This window comes from Microbacterium sp. NPDC007973 (genome assembly GCF_042958465.1).
In the GTDB taxonomy this organism is placed as follows: domain Bacteria; phylum Actinomycetota; class Actinomycetes; order Actinomycetales; family Microbacteriaceae; genus Microbacterium; species Microbacterium galbum.
In genome coordinates, this window is record NZ_JBIBJJ010000001.1 from 826,724 (window position 1) to 846,233 (window position 19,510).

A 19,510-nucleotide genomic window follows, 5' to 3' on the forward strand; every position below is an offset into this window, starting at 1 on the left:
GGGCGATGACGAAACGCAGTGAGGGCTTCGACAAGGACGAGACGATCGCGGACGTCGAGGAGCGTGTGAAGGTGCGCTTCCCCGACGCCTCGCCGGAGGTCGTGCACGACGAGGCGGTGGCCGCCGTCGACAAGTACGCCGACGCCCCCGTGAAGGATTTCGTCGACATCATCGCGGAGCGCGACGCCCGCGCGGCCGTCGAGGACGCCCTCGGTTCCGAGGCGTGATCAGCCGAGCTGCAGTTCCGCCTCGGTCTTCGGATACGAGCGCTGCAACCATTCGCCGAACTTGCGGGTCTTGAGGCAGTTGGCCCGGTCGGCGCAGCGGATCACCTTGTCCTGCTGCGTGTAGATCCGGTAGGTGTCCACCTTGCGGTCCAGCACGGCGCCGTCGAGGTTGCGCGGCAGGTTCTCGGACGGGTAGCCGACGAAGTACCGGATGCCGGGCGCCACCGCCGCGTCCGACGAGAGCGCTTCACGGACGACGGTGCCGACCACCGAGTGATCCGGGTGGTCGCCGGGGGCGAAGGCGCTCCCGCGCGGAATGTGCGTGAGCGTCGCACTCGGCCTCACGGCGTCGCCGAGCTCGCGCAACGATGCGACGAGTTGGTCGCGGGTGATCGCCGGGCCCCCGTCCACCGGGGCCAGCGAGCCGATCGAGCCGTCGATCAGCTTGCTCAGGGTGGCGAAGCCCGTCGCCGCGAAGCCGCCGTCCGTGATGTTGCCGTCCGGCAGCCGTACGTAGGCGACCGAGATGCGGGGATCCCCGTCCGGGCTGAGACGGCGGATGTGCAGGCCGGTGTCGAGGGTGATGTCGTCGGCGTGCCAGAGCCCCTCCTGCTCGCGCATGGCGTTGTAGGCGCGCAGGATGCCGAGCTCCCGGGCCTGGACGTACTCCATGCCCTTGCCGGCGTCGCCCGCCGTGAGGAAGACGGTCCGGACGCACTGACCCGCGGCGATGGCGTCGGAGATCGTGGGGTTGGCGAAGATGATGTCGTCGTCGGGATGGGCCCAGACGGTGAGGAGCGTGGGCGCCCCGTCGCAGACCTGTGCGGCCGGAGACGTGGGCGGACCCGGGGTCGGCGTCGGGGTCGGAGTCGGCACGGGAGCCGGGGCCGGGGACTCGGGGGCAGACGCCGACGGAGAGGGCGACGCCGCGGTCGGCGAGGTGGTGGTGTCGATCGCAACCGGATCCCCGGCGGGCCGTAGGAGGGCGAAAGCGAAGATTGCCGCCACGGCGACGAAGAGCACAGCCGCGATCGCGATCGCGGCGATGAGGCCCGCCGACCCCTCGCGTCGCGCGCCGGTGAGAGGCGGGGGGACGCGGGTCATCGTGTTCCTCCGGGCGGCGGGTGTGGCATCCCTCCCGCGTCGCGGGGGTGGTCTTGCAGGTGGCCGGTATCGGCCGATCCGCTGCCCGAGTGTAGGGGACGCATCCCTCACGAGGCCACCTGTGCCGCCCTCCGCGCCGACGCGAACCACCTCACATGGTGAATCCATGCCGCACGACGGGCGAGTTATGGAGTGAGTACTGGGGTGTTTCAGGCTCATGACAAGTAACGCAGGGTGACTTACCGGGTGACTTTGGCCTGTTATCGTTCACGGGGTAAGCCGACAAGCTCGCCGGTGGGGGGAGGAGCTGTACATCGTGACGTCCGACCTGCAGGTGAGTGCTGCTTCTGCTGACGCGGAACCGCTCGACGCGCGGGTGCCACGGGAGGCCGCGGCACCGACTCCGATGTACCGCCGAGATCCGTGGCGGCGGCGCTACCGGCTCAATCTCGCGCTCACCGACCTGTTCTCCCTCGTGTGGGTCGTCTACGGCACGCAGCTGCTCTGGTTCGGTCTCGGGAACGCTCAGGTCGCCGCCGGTCGCGACAGCCGGATCAGCGACCTGTCGTACTGGCTCTTCTCGGCGATCCTCATCATCACCTGGATGTGGGCGCTGTCGTTCGTCGACTCCCGCAGCGACCGGGTCATCGGCACCGGTTCGCAGGAATACGTCCGCATCGCCGACGCCAGCTTCCGCCTGTTCGGGACGGTCGCGATCATCGCGTTCCTGACGCAGATCGACGTCGCTCGCGGCTACCTGCTCATCAGCCTCCCCCTCGGCATCCTGGTCCTGATCTTCACGCGCTGGATGTGGCGACAGTGGCTGGTGGCGCAGCGCTCACGCGGTCTCTACTCCGCGAACGTGCTGCTCGTCGGGTCGCTGCCCTCCGTCACGCAGTTGGCGCGCGAGTTCGGTCGCTCGCCGAGCGCGGGCTATCGCGTCGTGGGTGCTTGCGTCCCCAACGGCAAGATCGCCGACGTCATCCCCGGTACCTCGATCCCGGTGATGGGGCACGTCGGAGACGTCACCCGCGCCCTGCAGGTGACGGGCGCGGACACGGTCGCGATCACGAGCGCCGATGACCTGCCCGCCGACAAGGTCAAGCAGATCTCGTGGAGCCTCGAGGCCGGCCGTCAGCACCTCGTCCTGGCTCCAAGCATCATCGACATCGCCGGCCCTCGACTGCACACGCGACCCGTGGCCGGACTCCCCCTCATCCACGTGGAGACGCCCAAATTCTCCCGCGGGCAGAGCTTCCTCAAGCGCAGCGTCGATCTCGTGGCGGCGTCCGTCGGCGTCGTCCTGCTGAGCCCCCTGCTCATCTTCCTCATCATCGCCGTCCGTCTCTCCAGCGACGGTCCCGTGTTCTTCCGCCAGACGCGCGTCGGGTTCCGCGGACGCGAGTTCACGATGATCAAATTCCGCTCCATGGTCGTCAACGCCGAAGACCTGCTCGAACAGCTCGCCGCGCAGGAGCGCGACTCGGGCAACGAAGTGCTGTTCAAGATGAAGAACGACCCGCGCGTGACCCCCATCGGGCGCATCATGCGGAAGTTCAGCCTCGATGAGCTGCCCCAGTTGTTCAACGTGATCGGAGGGTCGATGTCGCTCGTCGGCCCCCGCCCGCCGCTGCCCTCCGAGGTGGCCGTCTACGCCGATCACGTGCACCGCCGCTTCCTCGCCAAGCCCGGGATCACCGGCCTCTGGCAGGTCAGCGGGCGCTCCTCGCTCTCGTGGGAGGAATCGGTCCGCCTCGACCTCTCGTACGTCGAGAACTGGACGCTCCTCGGCGACTTCGTCATCCTCGGCAAGACCGCCCGCGCCGCCCTGGCGCCGGGCGAGACGGCCGCGTGAGAATCCTGCGCTCCCTCGCGGGTCCGCGAACCGGCGTGTCCGTGTCGCGTCGATGTGAATCTGAAAGGCTCTGATCGTGCGTTTGTCTGTGGTGGGTTGCGGGTACCTGGGAGCCGTGCACGCGGCTGCGATGGCGTCGATCGGGCACGAGGTGGTCGGCATCGACGTCGACGAGCGCAAGATCGCGTCGCTGTCGAAGGGAGAGGCGCCGTTCTTCGAGCCCGGTCTGCAGGAGATCCTCACCGAGGGCATCGCGTCGGGCCGCCTGTCGTTCACCACCGACATGTCGGCCGCGCAGGGCGCGAAGGTGCACTTCGTCGGCGTCGGGACGCCCCAGCAGGCCGGCGGCCACGCCGCCGACCTCACGTACGTGGATGCCGCCGTCGACGGGCTGCTCCCCTTCCTCAGCGAGGGCGACATCGTCGCCGGCAAGTCCACCGTGCCGGTGGGGACCGCGGCTCGCCTCGCCCCGCGCGTGGCCGAGCGCGGCGCCGTGCTCGTCTGGAACCCGGAGTTCCTGCGCGAGGGCTGGGCCGTCCAGGACACCGTCGACCCCGACCGCCTCGTGGCCGGCGTCCCGTCCGAAGACGGCAAGCCCACCGCCGAGGGCGAGCGCACCGCCGAGGTGCTGCGCGAGGTCTACCACCCGTCGATCGCGAAGGGCACCCCCTTCATCGTCACCGACTACGCGACCGCGGAGCTGGTGAAGGTCTCCGCGAACGCGTTCCTCGCGACGAAGATCAGCTTCATCAACGCCATCGCCGAGATCGCCGAGGTCACCGGAGCCGACGTCACCACCCTGGCCGACGCCATCGGGCACGACGCCCGCATCGGCCGCCGCTTCCTCGGCGCCGGCATCGGCTTCGGCGGCGGGTGCCTGCCGAAGGACATCCGTGCCTTCTCCGCTCGCGCCGAGGAGCTGGGCCGCGGCGAGTCCGTCGCCTTCCTTCGCGAGATCGACGCGATCAACCTCCGCCGCCGCGACCGCGCCGTCGAGCTGACCACCGACGCCCTCGGCGGCAGCGTCTTCGAGAAGAAGGTCGCCGTCCTCGGCGCTGCCTTCAAGCCCCACAGCGACGACATCCGCGACTCCCCCGCGCTCGACGTCGCCGTGCGCCTGCACGGCCTCGGTGCGCGGGTCACGCTCACCGACCCGGCTGCGATCGAGAATGCCCGTCGCATCCACCCCCAGCTCACGTACGAGGCCGACCTCGACGAGACCCTTCGCGACGCCGATGCCGTGATCGTCGTGACTGAATGGGACGAGTACCGTCGCGAGCTCTCCCCCGAGCACGCCGCTTCGCTGGCCCGGGGGCGCGTCGTCGTGGACGGACGCAACTGCCTCGACCCCGTCGCATGGCGTGCCGCGGGCTGGACGTACTTCGGCATGGGTCGCCCCTGACCGCAGATGCCGCACTCACGAACGCCCCGGCCATCGGCCGGGGCGTTCGTCGCACGAGGAGGGGAGCGACGTCAACGGTCGCGACGCGGCGGGCTTGCACGACCTAGACCGGAGGGACCCCTCCGTGCGAAAGGCCCGCCTCATGTCATCCCCCACCGCGAAGCCCGACTCCCCCACCGATCTGCACCCCCGTTCCTGGAAGTACGTCCTGCGCACGAGCGTCCGCGAGTTCGGCGCCGACCAGTGCACCGACATCGCGGCGAGCCTCGTCTATTACGGCGTCCTCGCCCTCTTCCCCGGGCTGATCGCGGTCTTCTCCCTCCTCGGCGTCGTGGGGCAGAGCGACGCCGCCGCCGACACGGTTCTGGACATCCTCAGCCAGGTGGCCCCGGGAGGCACCACCGACCTCCTGGCCCAACCCATCCGCGACCTCGCCTCATCGCCCGCGGCGGGCTTCGCGCTGGTCTCCGGTCTCGTCCTGGCGATCTGGTCGGCATCCGGCTACGTCCGCGCGTTCAGCCGAGGGATGAACCGCATCTACGAGATCGACGAGGGGCGCCCCTTCTTCGCCCTGCTTCCCGCCCAGCTCCTGCTGACCGTCGTGACGGTCGTGCTGGTGGCGTTCTCGGTGCTGCTCCTGGTCGTGTCGGGGCCCGTCGCCGAGGCCGTCGGATCCGCTCTCGGGCTCGGTGGCGCCGTCGTGACGACGTGGAACATCGTCAAGTGGCCGGTCCTCCTGGCCGTCGTGGTCGTCATCCTCGCCGTGCTCTACTACGGCGCACCGAACGTGAAGCAGCCGCGCTTCCGCTGGATCAGCGTGGGTGCGATCGTCGCGATTGTGATCCTCGCGGTGGCGACGGTCGGCTTCGGCCTCTACGTGACCAACTTCTCCTCCTACGACCGCACCTACGGCTCGCTCGCCGGCGTGATCGTGTTCCTCCTCTGGCTCTGGATCGCCAACATCGCCATCCTCTTCGGGGCGGAGCTGGATGCCGAGCTCGAACGCGGTCGCGAACTGCAGGCCGGAATGCCGGCGGAGCGCCGGGTGCAGCTACCCCCACGGGGCACGGCGAAGATCGAGAAGGCTCGCGAGAGGAAGGAGAAGGACGTCGCCGAGGGACGCCGCATCCGGCTGACCCGTGGCGAGGATCGCGACTGACCGCCGCGCGAGCGACCTCGCATTTCCTCCTCGGGCGTGACGAACACGCCCCGCGACGCGTCTGCGTAGTGACGGTCCGGAAGGGATCACCGCCGGACCCCGTGCAGAAGGAGGATGCCATGCGCAACAAGATCATCCTGATCGGCGCCGTCGCGCTCGTCGCCTATGTCGTGGGAACCCGCACCCCGCGCGTGCAGGTCAAGAAGCGGGAGTCCGTCGGGCACCAGATCGTGCGGCTCTGGGACGACCCCAAGGCGCGCCGCCGTCGGCACAAGGCGGCGAAGAAGGCCGCCCGCGCCGCGCGCAAGCGCGCCCGCCGCACCTTGCACGACCTGCGCTCCTGACCCGACGCCACCGAGAGAGAAGGGAACATCCCACCATGGGACGCACCGCCTCGAGTCGGACGCTGATCCGCTCGCGCCACAGCACCGCCGCCGCGCTGATCGGCGCGGGAGTCGTCGCCGTCATCGCGCTGATCGGCTTCCTCCCCCTCGTGGGCTTCCTCGCGGGCGCGACGGCGAGCACCGCCGGATTGGTGCCGTTTCCCGCGGTGAGCGTCTCGCTGGTCACGCTCGTCGGGCTGCTCGTGACGATCGCGCTGCTCGCGGCGTCCGCGACCCGCCGCCGGGCACCCGCGGCGTGGGCGTTCTCGGCGACGGCGGTGGTCGTGGCCGTCGTCGTGACGGCGTTCCCGCTCATCGCCGTGGTGGTGGGCTCCGTCGAGCGCGCGGGCGACCTGGGCAGCGTCGTCGAGCAGCTCGTGCAACGGTTCGGCGATCAGGGCTGATGCACGCCTGTGGATGACGCCCCCACACCAGGGCATGCGCATGCAAGAATGCTGCCGCGAGGAGGAGCCATGAACCCATCCCTTTCCGAGGTGCTGCACGACGAGAGTCACGACGACGACGACCTTTCGGCCGGCTTCCCGCCCAAGTGCCCGGCATGCGCGACCACGATGCAGCCGCACTCCTCCGGCGACGCGCGCGAGTGGTGGCGGTGCGGCGAGTGCGCTCTCCCCCTGATCGTCTGACCGGGCGGCTACGCTGAGCCCGTGGGGGCCACCATCCTGATCTCGATCTCCGCCGTCGTCTCGGCGGTGCTGGTCGGCTTCGTCGCTCGGCGCATCCTCGGCACTGCTGTCGGGTGGCCGCGCAGCATCGTGGTCGGCCTGCTCGTCTTCTTCCTCGGTGTGCCCTCGGCCCAATGGACGCTCCGGCAGACCGGCCTCACCGATACGGCCGCCCCCGTTCCGGCGAACGACGTCTGGCTGTGGGTCGGACTCATCGCCCTGTCGCTCGCGTGGGTGTTCGCCCTCGGCGTCGCCGCGCTCGTCGCGAGCGAGGCGATCTTCCCCACGCGCCCTCTCCCCAACCCGATCGACCTCGTGCGCGCCGCCCTGCGCCAGCGCAAGCGCACCCGCCGCTACCTCGAGATCCTGACGATCGCTTCCCGGCACGGCGTGGGATGGCTGTTCCACGGCGGTCACTCTCGCGTCGAGGAGGAGCTCAGCACCTCGGAAGAGCGCGCGAACGCGATCGTCGCGACCATCAACGACGCGGGAGTGAGCTTCGTCAAGCTGGGCCAGGTCCTCTCCACCCGCCGCGATCTCATCCCCGAGCCGTACCTCTCCGCCCTGTCCTCCCTGCAGACGAACGCCACCACGCTCGCGTGGGACACCGTCCGCGGGGTCATCGAGGCCGACCTGGGCGTGGCCATCGACGAGGTCTACGCGCAGGTCGATCCGGTCCCCCTGGCCGCGGCCTCGGTGGCGCAGGTCCACCGTGCCGTCCTGCGCGACGGCACCCCCGTCGTCGTGAAGGTGCAACGTCCCGCCGCCCGCGCCCAGGTCGAAGCGGATGCCGACATCATCGGCCGTCTCGCCCACCGGGCCGAGATGCGCACCCGCGTCGGCCGCGATCTGCGGATCGAGTCGGTCGCGCGGGGTTTCACGAGCACACTGGTGGAAGAGCTCGACTACCGGATCGAGGCCCGGAACACCCGGATGATCCTCTCCACCCTCGACCTCATCGACCGCGCGGAGCCCTCCCGCCGCGGTGTCGTGACGGCTCCCCGGGTCTTCGAGACGGCTTCGGGGCAACGCGTGCTCACGATGGACCTCGTCGACGGCGCGGCACTGAGCGACAGCGTCGATCGCCTCGCGTCCTTCTCCGCCGAAGAACGTGATCGTCTTGCTCAGACGCTGATGTCGACGGTCATCGAACAGATCCTGGTCTATGGCGTCTTCCACGCCGACCTGCACCCCGGCAATGTCCTCCTCAAGGACGACGGGACTCTCGGGCTCATCGACTTCGGTGCCGTCGGGATCATCGAACGCAGCCGCCGGCAGCACATGACCGCCTTCCTCCTCGCCGCATTGAGCGAGAACGACGTCGCCGCCACCGACGCGCTCCTGCTGATCGTCGATCCCCCGGACGGTCTCGACATGGACGCGTTCCGCCACGACGTCGGCGTCGTCCTCACGACCGAGCACCTCCGCACCGACGGCCAGGGGTCGATCTTCACCCGCATGGTCGACGTGATCCGCCAACACCGCATCGCTCTTCCCGGCGAGCTCGCCTCGGCTTTCCGCAGCTTCGCCACCCTCGAGGGGTGTCTTCGCGTCCTGGTCGACGACTTCGACATGGTCGGTCGCGCTCTTCCTCTCATGCCGACGCTGCTGCGTCGGACCCTGTCGCTGAAGCGCATGGCCACCGATCTGCAAGCGCAGGCCGTCATCTCGCTGGCGCGCCTGGAGCGGATGCCGCAGCGTCTCGACGCCCTGCTGTCGGGTGTCGAGAAGGGGTCGATCGGCGTCACCCTCCGCAGCGACGACGGGAACGACGTCAGCGGGATCCTCGGTCGCGTGACGGCCGAGGTCGCGTCGACGCTCGTGTCGATCGCCGCCGTCGTGATCGCGGTCGTCCTCGTCATCGCGGGAGGCGGTCCGGTCCTCGGCGGGTCGGTGACCCTGTTCGCCGTCCTCGGCGCGGTGATCGGTCTGTTCGGGTTCCTGGGGCTCCTTCGCATCGTGCGGAGGACGTTCACCCGACCGCGGTGAGGCGTCGGCGCGCCGTGCGCGATGCCGACCGCACCTCGGCAGTACGGTGAGCGCACCACCGACCGGTGGACGGGCTCCGAAGGAGAAGTCCCATGATCGCTCTCGCCGTCGTCGTCATCGCCGCAGCCGCCTGGGCGCTCACTGCGCTCGCCACGGGGATCGGACTCGGGCGGGTCATCGCCCGCGCAGATTCGGAAGAGGCGAAGGGGTCGTTGTCCGCAGCGCCGCGCCTGTCGGGAACGGTGCCGTCGTGAGCGGAGACCCGCCCCTCTGACGCCGGCCCGGCGCCTGACCTCCCGGAGCCGTGCGGCCGCATACCGGGCGTTCTCCCGCCTGCCGCGCCGAGGAGGGGCTACGCGTCGGCGCGCGGGAGCCGATCGTCATCCTCGGGGTACGCATCGTCGTCCACCCGGCGCCCCTCCTTGCTCGCGTCTTGCTTCTGCGCCGCCTCGCCCGCGCCCGCAGACCGAGCGGCGTCACCGCTCTCGCCGAATCCTCTCGAGGCTTCACCCGCGGCCCCACCCGAATCCTCGTTCGGCCCTGCGGTCGGAACCGCTGACTCGGTCGCCCCCGAGGCGATGTCTTTCAGGATGCGACGGGGGTGCAACGGCCGGGGGTCGTATTCCCGCCAGTCCGGTGCGAGCTCGTTGAGCTCGTCGACGACCTGAGCGCGACCCTGCTGATACATCGCGTGAAGGCGGCCGATATGGCGCGGAAGCGCCCGTCGTAGCTCGCGCAACCGCTCGGGTCCCATGATCAGACCGACCAGGACGGCGACGACGATCATCTTGTCTATCCCGAGGTCGAACACGTCAGCTCCTTCCGCTCGAATCGGCGCCCCGCAGGGCGTTCTCCCGCGCGTGGCGATACTCACGCCGACTGAGGGGACGTGCCACGGACGACCCTGCGGCTGACGGCGCCGGGAGGGCCGTCAGGGCCGCGAGGATCGACGAGACCGCCTGCGTCGCCTGCCGTTCGAAGGCGAGCCACGCGGCGTCGGTGCCCCCGACGGGGTCGAGCATGTCGTCCTCCTCGGCATCGCGCGGAGGACGACTGAGCCGTGAGCGCGACGCCGCCTGGACGAGGGCCGCCCAGCTCGGAGCTCGACCGGGAACCGTCTCCACCAGACGCGAGAACTCGCGGATGGTGAACACCGACGAGATGAGATCGGGGCGCAGATCGAGAACGACGCGACGGTGTGCGCGCTCCGCACACAGCACGGTATCCGCCGTGCGCAGGAAGCCCTCGTCCAGCCGCCGTGCGCGATGCCCCTCCAGGCTCAACCCGTAGGTGCGTCCGAGAGCGACGACCTTCTCGTCGGCAGGGCTGGAGGGCCGGGCGAGCGTCCCGGCGCTGTCGAACGTCAGGTGAGCCCGGTGCCCGTGGGGCGACCGTGAAGACAGCAGGGCTGCGACGAAGGCCGAACGGATCACGTTCGCGGTGCAGATGATGACGACGCGGTCGGCGCTCACGGTCACCTCGTCTCCTCGTGGCACGGTCGCCCCGTCGAAAGGAAGCACGGGGGTGAGCCCAGTAAAGCGGTGCTGCGGGATGCCGCCGTGCCATCCCTCCATCTCGACCCCGACGGCGATGCTGGTGAAGTCACGCCGGGGACCGGGCGAATGTCGAACGCCTCCGGAGCGACACGAGAGCGTGGACCGGAGCATGAGAGGACGGTCCTCCTCGAAAGGTCACCTCATGGGCATTTTCGGCAATGCATTCTCCGGCTGGCATCTCCTCCTGATCCTCGCCGTCGTCCTGCTGCTGTTCGGGGCGTCGAAGCTGCCGGGTCTGGCGAAGAGCGTCGGCGAGTCCGTTCGCATCCTCCGATCGGAGAGCAAGACGCCCGACGACGACGCCGATGACGCCGCAACAGCCGCTTCGCCTGCGGTGACCGATCGCGCCGCCGACAGCGGGCGCACATCGCCGTCGGCGTGAGCCGCGACGTGCGCGAGCGCCGTCGAAGCGAACGGATCCGGTCGGATGGGAGAGGAGGGGCGATGCCCCTCCTCTCCCATCTTTCGGAGCTCCGGCGCCGACTGATGATCGCGGCCGGCGCCATCCTGATCGGGGGCGTAGCCGGGTTCCTCCTCTCCGACCTCGTGATCGGTGCGGCCGCTGAGCCGCTGTCGCACGTGCACGGCCCCTCGGTCGCCACTTTGAACTTCACCCGACTCGGCGAAGCCTTCGACCTTCGATTCAAAATCGCTCTGACGCTGGGCATCGTCTTCGCCGCCCCGGTCTGGATCTGGCAGGTGTGGGCGTTCCTCGTACCCGGACTCACGTCGCGCGAGCGGCGGATCGGCGTCGGTTTCGTCTGCGCCGCCGTCCCCCTGTTCCTCGGAGGCGTGGTCTTCGGATGGCTGATCATCCCCCAGGTCGTGAACCTGCTGGCCGGGTTCGCGCCGGCGGCATCGACCACGATGCTGACCGCGGGTCAGTACTTCGACTTCCTTCTCAAGCTGGTCGTGGGCATCGGGATCTCCTTCGTTTCGCCTCTGGCCCTCGTGGCCCTGAATGCCGTGGGGGTGCTGAGCGCCCGGGCGATCATCCGAGGATGGCGGGTCGCCTTGGTGGCGATCATCGTCTTCTCGGCCGTGGTGACCCCCGCCTCGGACGTCATGAGCATGCTGCTCGTCGCTCTGCCCCTGTGCGTGCTCTACGTCGGCGCCGCGATCTGGACGTGGATCCACGATCGACGGAAGGCCCGCCGCGCGCGCTCAGGCGCCTGACGGACGTCCTCCGACGAAGTCCCGGAGGTGACGGTCGGCGCAGACGGCATCGACGAGTGCCCTCGTTGCCTCTCGGGACAGGGCGATCGACACCCCGCGGGGCGCCTCGACGACGAGCCACGTCTCGGCGTCGGCGGATCGACGGATGAGGCCGATCTCCCATTCCTCGAGGTGACCGCGATCGCGAGCCGTCGCGGCTCGCGTGCGGAGACTGACCGCGACGCCGCCGCTGCGATGGTCTTCATCGTCGGGATGCACGGTGCGACCGTGCTCCGTCGCGCACCAGTCGAACGCGCAGGGACGGGGGTCGGAGTCGAAAGCATCTTGTCGATTCATGGCGCACACCTCTCTCAGAGGACCGCCCGAGAGGGCGGACCGAACGGGGGTGGGCACGACACCAGTCTGCCGCGAACCTCCGACACTGCCGTCAGCGCCCGGGCGCGAGGCCGTCCGGCGGTGTCGGGACGAGGTCGCGAAGAGGAACATCGAGGACCTCCGACAGCAGCACCAGGGTGCGAAGCCGGGGATTCGCCGCCGTTCCCGGGTTCGACTCGCCCTTCTCGAGCTTCCGGTAGGTGAAGGTCGCGAGTCCGGCCGCATGCGCCACCTGCTCCTGAGACAGGTGCTTCCCGGCCCGCGCGCGGAGAAGTCGCACTCCGAGCTCTCGCGCGAAATCGGTCCAGGAGTCGGGCGCTTCGCTCATGCTTCCAGCTTGATCGGCGACCAACTCTCACATGAACATGTGAACATGCTGCCCTGGTACGGATTGCAACTCCGTCAGCGCCAGGAGGACATGGTGAGCGGGAAGGCGCTCGGGGTGATGGGGCGAGCGATCCGCGTGCGGGCCGCGACGTTCCACCGATCGCGCCCCACCACCTCGTGCCGCGTCCGCCCGCGCTCACGGACGCGGCTGCGCGCCTCACCCGCGCACTGCTCCTCTGCGGCCGACCGTTGCGCGCGCACGCGGGTGGGACATTTCCCGCGCCCACCGTCGTTTCCACACCCGGGCGGCGGTTTCTTCACGACCTCGGGGCGCGGTCCGCGGAGCACAGATGAACCCTTCCGTCTCAATTGTCGACTCACCCCCCACCTCGGATGACGTCACCCCTCTCACGGCCGAGCGACGCATTCCCTGGCAACGCCGGTACGCGCGACTCGTCCTCGCGATCGACACGATCGTGGTCGCGGTCGCCGTCTTCGGGTCGCAGCTCTTCTGGTTGGGCCCGCACGCGGTGGACGTCGCATCCTCTCCGCTGGACTACACCACTCTCTCGCTCGTCCTCTCCGTCGCGTGGCTCGCGGCCCTGACCGTCTGGGGAACGCGCCATCCCCGGGTGATCGGCTACGGGGTGACCGAGTACCGCGTGACGCTCGCAGCATCGTTCCAGTTGTTCGGCGCACTGGCGATCGTCGCCTACCTGGCAGGGGCCGACGTCTCCCGCGGATACTTCCTCCTGAGCCTCCCCATCGGGACCACCGCCCTGCTGACCGGGCGGGCGGTGTGCCGCCTCTGGCTGCGGAACCGCCGCCGTCACGGCGTGATGAACGCCCGCGTGATCCTGGTGGGCGGAGCAGACGAGAACGCCCGCGTCGCAGCGGAACTGGCGCGACAGCCCGCCGCCGGACTGCAGGTCGTCGGCATCCACGAGCTCGCGGGCGATGCAGCCGCCGCGTGGGACGACGCGCAGGCGGCGTCTCTGCGACGGCTCCTGACCGACCTGCGGGCCGACAGCGTGCTGATCTCGGGGGGCGCCCAACTCGAGGCGCGCGACATCCGACGGATCGGGTGGAGCCTCGACCCGGGCCAGCAGCATCTCATCGTGGCCGTCAACCTCACCGACGTCGCGGGACCCCGCCTTCATACGCGCCCCGTCGCCGGGCTCCCCCTCGTGCACATCGAGACGCCGCAGTTCTCGGCGACGCAGCGCCTCCTCAAGCGCGCCTTCGACATCGTCGGCGCCGCGACGCTCCTGCTCGCACTGTCCCCCGTATTCCTCGTGCTCGCGCTGCTGGTCCGCGCATCCGGCCCCGGTCCGGTGTTCTACCGCCAGGAACGCGTCGGTCAGGGCGGCACGCACTTCGGCATGATGAAGTTCCGGTCGATGGTCGACGGCGCCGACGCCAAGCTCCAGACCCTTCTCGCCGAGCAAGGGCGGGAGGGGACACCGTTGTTCAAGGTGGTCGACGACCCCCGCATCACGCCGGTGGGTCGCTGGCTCCGCAAGTACTCCCTCGACGAACTGCCCCAGCTGTTGAACGTGCTCGCAGGTCAGATGAGCTTGGTGGGCCCCCGCCCGCAGCGCGACGCCGAGGTGGAGTTCTACGACGACGACGCCCACCGCCGCCTCATGGTGCGCCCCGGCATGAGCGGCCTCTGGCAGGTCAGCGGTCGGTCCGCGCTCGCCTGGGACGATGCGATCCGGCTCGACCTCTTCTACGTCGAGAACTGGTCACTGGTGGGAGACCTCACCATCCTCGCGCGGACGTTCAAGGCGGTCCTGGTTCCGGGCGACACCGCTCACTGACTTCGACCGACGAGAAGAGGCGCCGACCATCTGGCCGGCGCCTCTTCTCGTCTTCGATGCGCGTGCTCAGATCGTGCGGCGGCGTCGACGCCCCGTCGCGGACGAGACGGGAGTCACGAGGGTCTCGTTTTCACTCGACGAGTCACCCTCGACCGGGACGGAGGTCCTGCGCTGCGAGAGGGTTCGCAGCCCGCTGACGTTCTCCGGGGGCAGCTCCGATGTCCGCCGACGAGGGCCGGTGGTCTCGTCTCCGTCCACGACCTCCGCGACCCGGCCCCTCCGACCGAATCGCCACCAGGACGCCTTCACCGCGCCGCGCGGCGCCCCGTATCCGTAGTACCCGCCGTACCGGCCCCCGTAGTACGACGAGTCGACGCCACGGAGGGGAGCCCGGTTCAGGACGACCCCGAGGAGATGTCCTCGCGTCTTGCCGATGTTCTCGGCGGCCCGGGAGAGCATGTCGTCGGTCGTCCGTCCCGCGGTCACCACGAGGACCGCACCGTCGGCCCAGCTCGCGATGACGGCGGCGTCGGCCACCGCGAGCGTGGGCGGGGAGTCGACGATGACCACGAGGTCCTCGGCCAGCTTGCGCGCCAGGGCCTGCATCCGCTGCGACCCGACCATTTCGCTCGGGTTGGGCGGGGTGCGCCCGGCAGCGACGACGAAGAGTCGACCGTTCTCGTCCACCTGGTGGGCGACCTGCTCGATCTGGGCGCGCCCGGCGAGCACGTCGGACAGCCCCACATCGTCGGAGAAGCCGAACATCCCACCCAGGACCGGGCGACGCAGGTCGGCGTCGACGAGGATGACGGCCTGCCCGGTCGCGGCGATGCTCACGGCCAGATTCGCCGCCGTCGTCGACTTGCCGTCACCGGGGAGCGGGCTCGTGATCACCATCACGCGCGCGGGCCTGTCGACGTCGACGTACTGCAGGTTGGTGCGCAGCTCGCGCATCGCCTCTTTGTGCGCGAACGAACCTCGGCCGTCACGGATGTCGTCGAAGGAGAAGACCGCGCGCCCCGACGCCAGTTCCTTGTCGACGGGCAGGATGCCGACCACGGATGCCGCGATGGTGTCGGTGATGTCCGAGGCTGTGCGTACGCGGCGGTCGAAGGCCCGGCGCACGAGGGCGAACACGACTCCCGCGAGCGCCCCGACGAGGGCGCCGATCCCGATGTCGAGCTTCACGTTCGGAGAGGAGGGCGAGGTCGGCAACCGCGCGGAGTCGCCCGCGATCAACCGCACGGCGCTCTCGCCCCCCTTCCCCGTCTGCAGCTGGTCGACCTGCGTCGTCATCCCCCGGATCCAGGCCTCGGCGAGGTCGCGGGCCGACTCCGGCGTCGGGCCGGTGGCATCGACGCGCACGTTCACCGTGTCGACGGGGTTGGAGACGCGGACGCGTTGCACCAACGCTTCCGGACTGTCGGTCAACCCGAGCTCGGACTTCGCCGTCTCCGCGACGCTGCGCCAGTAGCCCATGTCGATGAAGGACTTCACCTTCGACAGCGCGAGCTGATCGCCGGCGAGCGCGGCACCCGTCGATCCGTCCGAGGCGACGGCGGCGACGTACCCGCTGGCGTCCGCGGTGTACACCCGGGGTTGCACGGCGCTCCACGCCAGTCCCACCAGGCCGCCCGCGATCGTCAGGGCGACGATCGCCTTCCAGTACGCGCGCAGGATGCGCACCACTCGCTGCATGTCCACTCGTGTCCGCCTTTCCGCGCCCGCCGGATAGACCCGTCGGACCGCCCGCAGCATAGGCATGCGCGACGCGACGGCGGGACCGGCCCCTCCCCCGCCGCGACCGGGCGAGGAACCGAGCGGGTCGCTCTGCTGCCGTCGGAAAGGGTGACGCGGATGGGGTGATGAGGGGATGACGAGGAGGATGAAAGAGCCGCCCTCGATCCATCTCGTCCTCCCCCTCACCTCCAGGATCATTCCTGCGCGGTCGGCGACCCGTCGCGCGCACGAACGCGTCCGACCGGAGGCGTTCGGTTCCTGAACAGGAGGTACCGATGCTGATCGATGTGGACAGCCTGCCCACGAACGCGCGCTCCACCCGTCGCACGAGCCGCTTCTGGGCGCCCCGCGACGGCACGCTCGCTCGTCTGCACGACGCGCTGAGCGGCGACGTGGTGCTGGTCCGTGGTCCGGCCGGGGTGGGGAAGACCTCCCTGCTGCGCCAGTTCGCCGCTTCCCTCGAGGACGACCCGGAGCGCGGCGTGCAGCTCATCGATGCCGCCCAGGTTCCGGCGATCCCCGTCCCGCGCATCCTCGAGGCCTTCGCCGAGGGGCCGCCGGTCCACGTGCTCCTGATCGACAACTTCGTCGACGAAGCCGGGGTGACGACCGAGCACCTTCTCGGCATGCTGCGCAGCGATCCCACCCTCCGCCTCATCGTCGCCACTCGCGTGTCGACGGGGCTGGAGAGCCCGCTCGTGGCTCTGGAGTTCGACGTGCAGGTGATCGCCGCCGACGACCTGCGCATGACCCGCGACGAGTTGACCACGGTCCTCTCCCTGAACGGCGTCCCGTGGACGGACCCCGCCGTCGACGTGCTGACCGAGCTCACCTACGGCTGGCCCGCCCTCGTGCAGCTCGCAGGCACGCGTCTGCGCCTGGAAGGGACGTCGCTGCGGACGCAGGACGACGCCGTCGGTGCGGCGCGTTACGCGGTCGCCGCCCTGACCAACGACATGGAACAGCGCCTCGCCCTGCCCATCACCGACGAGATGCGCCTCCTCGCCGTCGCGCCCTACATCACCGCCCCCTTGGCCGAGGCGATCGGGGTGGACACCACGACCGTCCTCTCGCGCGATCTCCTGAATCGCATGCAGGCGGCGGGCCTGGTCTGGCCGGGCTCCACGCGCGTCACCCTCGCCGAACCGATCCGCGAGCAGTGGTCGGGGGTCATCACCGCCCGCAGCCCCCAACTCGTGTCCGCCGCCCGGCTCCGGCTCCTCGATCACCTCGTCGAGGGAGGAGAGCCTCTCCTGGCCGCTCAGCTCGCCGCCGACGCCGGCCAATGGAACACCCTCGCGGGAGTGCTCCGATCGTCGGGGCCCGAGATCTGGGCACGTGATCACGACGCCTTCACCCGTCTCGTCGCCGCCCTCCGCGCGAGCGGGCCCGCGGACCCGAAGGTCGTCGGCACCCTGCTCGCTCTCGACACCGAGACGGCGTCATCGCCCGAGACCCCGGCGCAAGCGGTCAGCGCCCTCGGCCGTCTCACGGATGCCAAGAGCGCCGCCGCGGCCGACCTCGATGCGCTGATCCTCCGCGTCAGCCTGCTTCGCGCTTCGGGCCGCTTCGCGCTGGCGACGGAGGCGGCGACGCTCCTCTCCGACGCCCTGCGGCGCCGCCATGACCTCACCGGCGAGCCGGTGCACGAGGGGTGGTACCAGATCGGGATGACGGCGTTCGCGATGGGCAAGCTCCGCGAGGCGACCGTGGGGCTGGGACAGGCCGAGCGCACGGCGCCTCCGGCACGGCGCATGCGCGTCCGCGGAGCCCTCGCCGTCATCGCCCTTCTCGAGGGCGACGTGCGCGGCGCTCGGCGCATCATCGAAGGCAATCGCGAGGACCCCTGGCTGAGGTCACCCTGGGGCGAGGGCATGCGCGTCGCCGAGGCCTGGCTGCTCCTCGAGACCGGCGACGCCGCGAAGGCCAGGGAACTCTTCGACGGCATTCCGGCGACCGAGGGAGCCCGCGAGCTGTGGCCTTTCGCCGCAGCGGCGCACACCCTCTCGTTCCTGCTCTCGGGTGCGGCACCCGATGCTCTCGGACTGCTGCGCGCCTGGACGGGGCGCGCGCGCAGCACGCCTCCCTCGCACTTTCAATCCACGCAGATCCTCACCGCACGAGCGAAGGTGCTGATCGCGCTCCGTCAAGCGAGGAAGGCGCTGGCGCTGTTCGAAGGACCCTTCGCGCTCTCGCCGGTGACAGCGCCCGCGATCGCCCTCTCTCAGCTGTATGCGGGACGCACGCATGAAGCCTTCGTCATGAGCGTGAAGTGGGGCCTGCACCACGAGCCGTCCGCTCGTGCGGCGCTGGAGAGTCTCGTCGTGAGCGTCGTCGCGGATGTGCGGCTCAACGGCGTCGACGCTCACCGTACGGCGGTGCAACGAGCGGAGGCACTCAGCACGCGTCACGATCTGTGGGGTCCGTGGAGCGCCGTCGCACCGGAGGATCGCGCTCTGGTGCTGCGGCTGCTGTCTCCCGCCGCGCGTGCGCAGGTCGCCGAACGTGCGTCGTTCTTCGCATCGTCGGTGAGCGTGCCCCATCTCACCAAGCGCGAGCAGGTGGTCCTCGCGCATCTGACACCCACGTCGACCATCGCGGACATCGCCCGCGCGCTCGTCGTCTCGCCCAACACGGTCAAGACGCAACTGCAGAGCCTCTACCGCAAGCTCGAGGTGTCGGACCGGTCGAGCGCGATCCGTGCGGCCCACGCCTGGGGACTCATCGAGGGCGACGGCGAGGGCTGACCGGGTGGTCGCGCCGCCGTCGACGCGACCACCCCACCACTGCGCGTCCGACGAAGAGCAGGACGAACACGACCACGACGCCGGGAACGGTCAGCGGGATTCCGGCCCCTCGCAGGACCATCAGCACGACGACCAGAGCCGCGACGGGCAGGAGGACGCCCGCCGCCCGCTTCAGCTGGCGAACCGTCAGAAGACCCTTCGCTCGGCGGCGCGGAGGGCGGGACCCCACGTCAGAACCCGCGTCCATCGGGCGTCGATTTCCGCAGCTCGCTCGCGATCTGCGATCCGAACACGCCGAACCAGGCGATCGCCAATGTCGCGGCCGTGAACTCCAGGTTGCCGCCCAGCACGGTGTCGCCCCGGAACAGGGCGAGCATCGCGCCGGTGAGAGAGGTCGCTCCGACCGCGACGAGGATGACGACGCTCGCCCCCCGCATCCACGGGCGCCGCCGCACCAGGGCGACCTGCCCCATCGCGACGATCGCGAGCAGGAAGCCGATCACGGCGAATGTGATGTGCACGAGATCCTGTGGGAGCGCTCCGGGCGTGAAGGGAACCGGACACCCCGGCGAGCAGGTGACGGCCGACGCGACACCGAAGCACAGGCCGCACAAGAGAAGAGTCGTGGCGATGGGCCACCCGACACGATAGGCGCCATCCGGGATCCGGTGGAGAGCCCGGTCGACGAGGACGGCCGCGACGGCCAGCAGCAGCAGCGCGAGGTTGAACACCGGGGCCGTCGGCATCCCGGTCGCCCCGAGCTGACTGACGTAGTGCACGCTCGGGTCCCACAGGCGGCAGACCCAGATGAGCGCCGCACTCGCGAACGCGGCGGCGGCGCCGCCCGCGGCCTGGGTGACGTGTCGGCTTGCGATCGCGGTCGGGCGGATGCCGGCCAACCGGTCGACGGTCTCGGTCATCGGCTCCTCCTGGATCGGGCTCCGCCACATTACCGTTCGAC

At 70.1% G+C, this 19,510-nt stretch carries 21 protein-coding genes; 13 read left to right on the forward strand and 8 right to left on the reverse strand.

What is annotated here, in order from left to right; genetic code table 11:
- Window positions 1-5 precede the first annotated feature (5 nt).
- Window positions 6-227 (forward strand): three-helix bundle dimerization domain-containing protein, encoded by a 222-nt coding sequence (locus ACFZA2_RS04085; RefSeq protein WP_363386920.1) that lies wholly within the window; start codon window positions 6-8, stop codon window positions 225-227.
- Here ACFZA2_RS04085 and ACFZA2_RS04090 read toward each other — a convergent pair whose 3' ends face one another.
- Complete coding sequence (locus ACFZA2_RS04090) at window positions 228-1,331, reverse strand: PIG-L family deacetylase (protein ID WP_391400960.1); 1,104 nt, start codon at window positions 1,329-1,331, stop codon at window positions 228-230. It lies immediately after the preceding gene.
- Between the two features lie 376 nt (window positions 1,332-1,707).
- On the opposite strand from ACFZA2_RS04090, the gene ACFZA2_RS04095 reads away from it, so the two are divergent.
- From ACFZA2_RS04095 to ACFZA2_RS04130, 8 genes are all read left to right on the forward strand, one after another.
- On the forward strand, window positions 1,708-3,186 hold the full coding sequence (locus ACFZA2_RS04095) for a sugar transferase (RefSeq protein ID WP_391401518.1): 1,479 nt from the start codon (window positions 1,708-1,710) through the stop codon (window positions 3,184-3,186).
- Between the two features lie 76 nt (window positions 3,187-3,262).
- Complete coding sequence (locus ACFZA2_RS04100) at window positions 3,263-4,588, forward strand: UDP-glucose dehydrogenase family protein (protein WP_391400963.1); 1,326 nt, start codon at window positions 3,263-3,265, stop codon at window positions 4,586-4,588.
- Between the two features lie 142 nt (window positions 4,589-4,730).
- Window positions 4,731-5,747, forward strand: a complete 1,017-nt coding sequence (locus ACFZA2_RS04105; RefSeq protein ID WP_391400966.1) for a YihY/virulence factor BrkB family protein — start codon at window positions 4,731-4,733, stop codon at window positions 5,745-5,747.
- Window positions 5,748-5,866: 119 nt separating this feature from the next.
- Window positions 5,867-6,091 carry a hypothetical protein gene (locus tag ACFZA2_RS04110; protein WP_391400968.1) on the forward strand — a complete coding sequence of 75 codons (225 nt, stop codon included), beginning with the start codon at window positions 5,867-5,869 and terminating at the stop codon, window positions 6,089-6,091.
- Between the two features lie 35 nt (window positions 6,092-6,126).
- Window positions 6,127-6,534, forward strand: a complete 408-nt coding sequence (locus ACFZA2_RS04115; RefSeq protein ID WP_391400971.1) for an MFS transporter permease — start codon at window positions 6,127-6,129, stop codon at window positions 6,532-6,534.
- A 69-nt stretch (window positions 6,535-6,603) separates the two neighbouring features.
- Window positions 6,604-6,777, forward strand: a complete 174-nt coding sequence (locus tag ACFZA2_RS04120; RefSeq protein WP_391400974.1) for a hypothetical protein — start codon at window positions 6,604-6,606, stop codon at window positions 6,775-6,777.
- 21 nt (window positions 6,778-6,798) lie between these two features.
- Window positions 6,799-8,805, forward strand: coding sequence for an ABC1 kinase family protein (locus ACFZA2_RS04125; protein WP_391400977.1), 2,007 nt, complete (start codon window positions 6,799-6,801; stop codon window positions 8,803-8,805).
- Between the two features lie 92 nt (window positions 8,806-8,897).
- On the forward strand, window positions 8,898-9,059 hold the full coding sequence (locus ACFZA2_RS04130; protein ID WP_391400980.1) for a hypothetical protein: 162 nt from the start codon (window positions 8,898-8,900) through the stop codon (window positions 9,057-9,059).
- A 98-nt stretch (window positions 9,060-9,157) separates the two neighbouring features.
- On the opposite strand, the gene ACFZA2_RS04135 is transcribed toward ACFZA2_RS04130, so the two are convergent.
- Entirely contained in the window at window positions 9,158-9,616 is a 459-nt protein-coding gene (locus tag ACFZA2_RS04135; protein ID WP_391400983.1) for a twin-arginine translocase TatA/TatE family subunit, read from the reverse strand.
- Between the two features lies 1 nt (window position 9,617).
- Window positions 9,618-10,283 carry a hypothetical protein gene (locus ACFZA2_RS04140; RefSeq protein WP_391400986.1) on the reverse strand — a complete coding sequence of 222 codons (666 nt, stop codon included), beginning with the start codon at window positions 10,281-10,283 and terminating at the stop codon, window positions 9,618-9,620.
- Between the two features lie 220 nt (window positions 10,284-10,503).
- Here ACFZA2_RS04140 and tatA point away from each other — a divergent pair, with 220 nt between their 5' ends.
- Window positions 10,504-10,743, forward strand: a complete 240-nt coding sequence (gene tatA, locus ACFZA2_RS04145; RefSeq protein ID WP_391400988.1) for a twin-arginine translocase TatA/TatE family subunit — start codon at window positions 10,504-10,506, stop codon at window positions 10,741-10,743.
- A 62-nt stretch (window positions 10,744-10,805) separates the two neighbouring features.
- On the forward strand, window positions 10,806-11,537 hold the full coding sequence (tatC, locus tag ACFZA2_RS04150; protein ID WP_391400991.1) for a twin-arginine translocase subunit TatC: 732 nt from the start codon (window positions 10,806-10,808) through the stop codon (window positions 11,535-11,537).
- Here tatC and ACFZA2_RS04155 read toward each other — a convergent pair.
- Window positions 11,526-11,873, reverse strand: coding sequence for a hypothetical protein (locus ACFZA2_RS04155; RefSeq protein ID WP_391400994.1), 348 nt, complete (start codon window positions 11,871-11,873; stop codon window positions 11,526-11,528). The genes tatC and ACFZA2_RS04155 overlap by 12 nt on opposite strands.
- Before the next feature lie 91 nt (window positions 11,874-11,964).
- A complete protein-coding gene (locus ACFZA2_RS04160) occupies window positions 11,965-12,240 on the reverse strand; it encodes a helix-turn-helix transcriptional regulator (RefSeq protein WP_391400997.1) in 276 nt (91 codons plus the stop codon).
- A 349-nt stretch (window positions 12,241-12,589) separates the two neighbouring features.
- On the opposite strand from ACFZA2_RS04160, the gene ACFZA2_RS04165 reads away from it, so the two are divergent.
- On the forward strand, window positions 12,590-14,062 hold the full coding sequence (locus tag ACFZA2_RS04165; RefSeq protein ID WP_391401000.1) for a sugar transferase: 1,473 nt from the start codon (window positions 12,590-12,592) through the stop codon (window positions 14,060-14,062).
- 66 nt (window positions 14,063-14,128) lie between these two features.
- Here ACFZA2_RS04165 and ACFZA2_RS04170 read toward each other — a convergent pair whose 3' ends face one another.
- A complete protein-coding gene (locus ACFZA2_RS04170) occupies window positions 14,129-15,760 on the reverse strand; it encodes a polysaccharide biosynthesis tyrosine autokinase (RefSeq protein WP_391401004.1) in 1,632 nt (543 codons plus the stop codon).
- A gap of 317 nt (window positions 15,761-16,077) precedes the next feature.
- Here ACFZA2_RS04170 and ACFZA2_RS04175 point away from each other — a divergent pair, with 317 nt between their 5' ends.
- A complete protein-coding gene (locus ACFZA2_RS04175; protein WP_391401007.1) occupies window positions 16,078-18,549 on the forward strand; it encodes a LuxR C-terminal-related transcriptional regulator in 2,472 nt (823 codons plus the stop codon).
- On the opposite strand, the gene ACFZA2_RS04180 is transcribed toward ACFZA2_RS04175, so the two are convergent.
- Both ACFZA2_RS04180 and ACFZA2_RS04185 read right to left on the reverse strand, forming a co-directional pair.
- Window positions 18,524-18,778 carry a hypothetical protein gene (locus ACFZA2_RS04180; protein WP_391401010.1) on the reverse strand — a complete coding sequence of 85 codons (255 nt, stop codon included), beginning with the start codon at window positions 18,776-18,778 and terminating at the stop codon, window positions 18,524-18,526. The genes ACFZA2_RS04175 and ACFZA2_RS04180 overlap by 26 nt on opposite strands.
- A 1-nt stretch (window position 18,779) precedes the next feature.
- Window positions 18,780-19,469 (reverse strand): DUF998 domain-containing protein, encoded by a 690-nt coding sequence (locus tag ACFZA2_RS04185; RefSeq protein ID WP_391401013.1) that lies wholly within the window; start codon window positions 19,467-19,469, stop codon window positions 18,780-18,782.
- Window positions 19,470-19,510 lie beyond the last annotated feature (41 nt).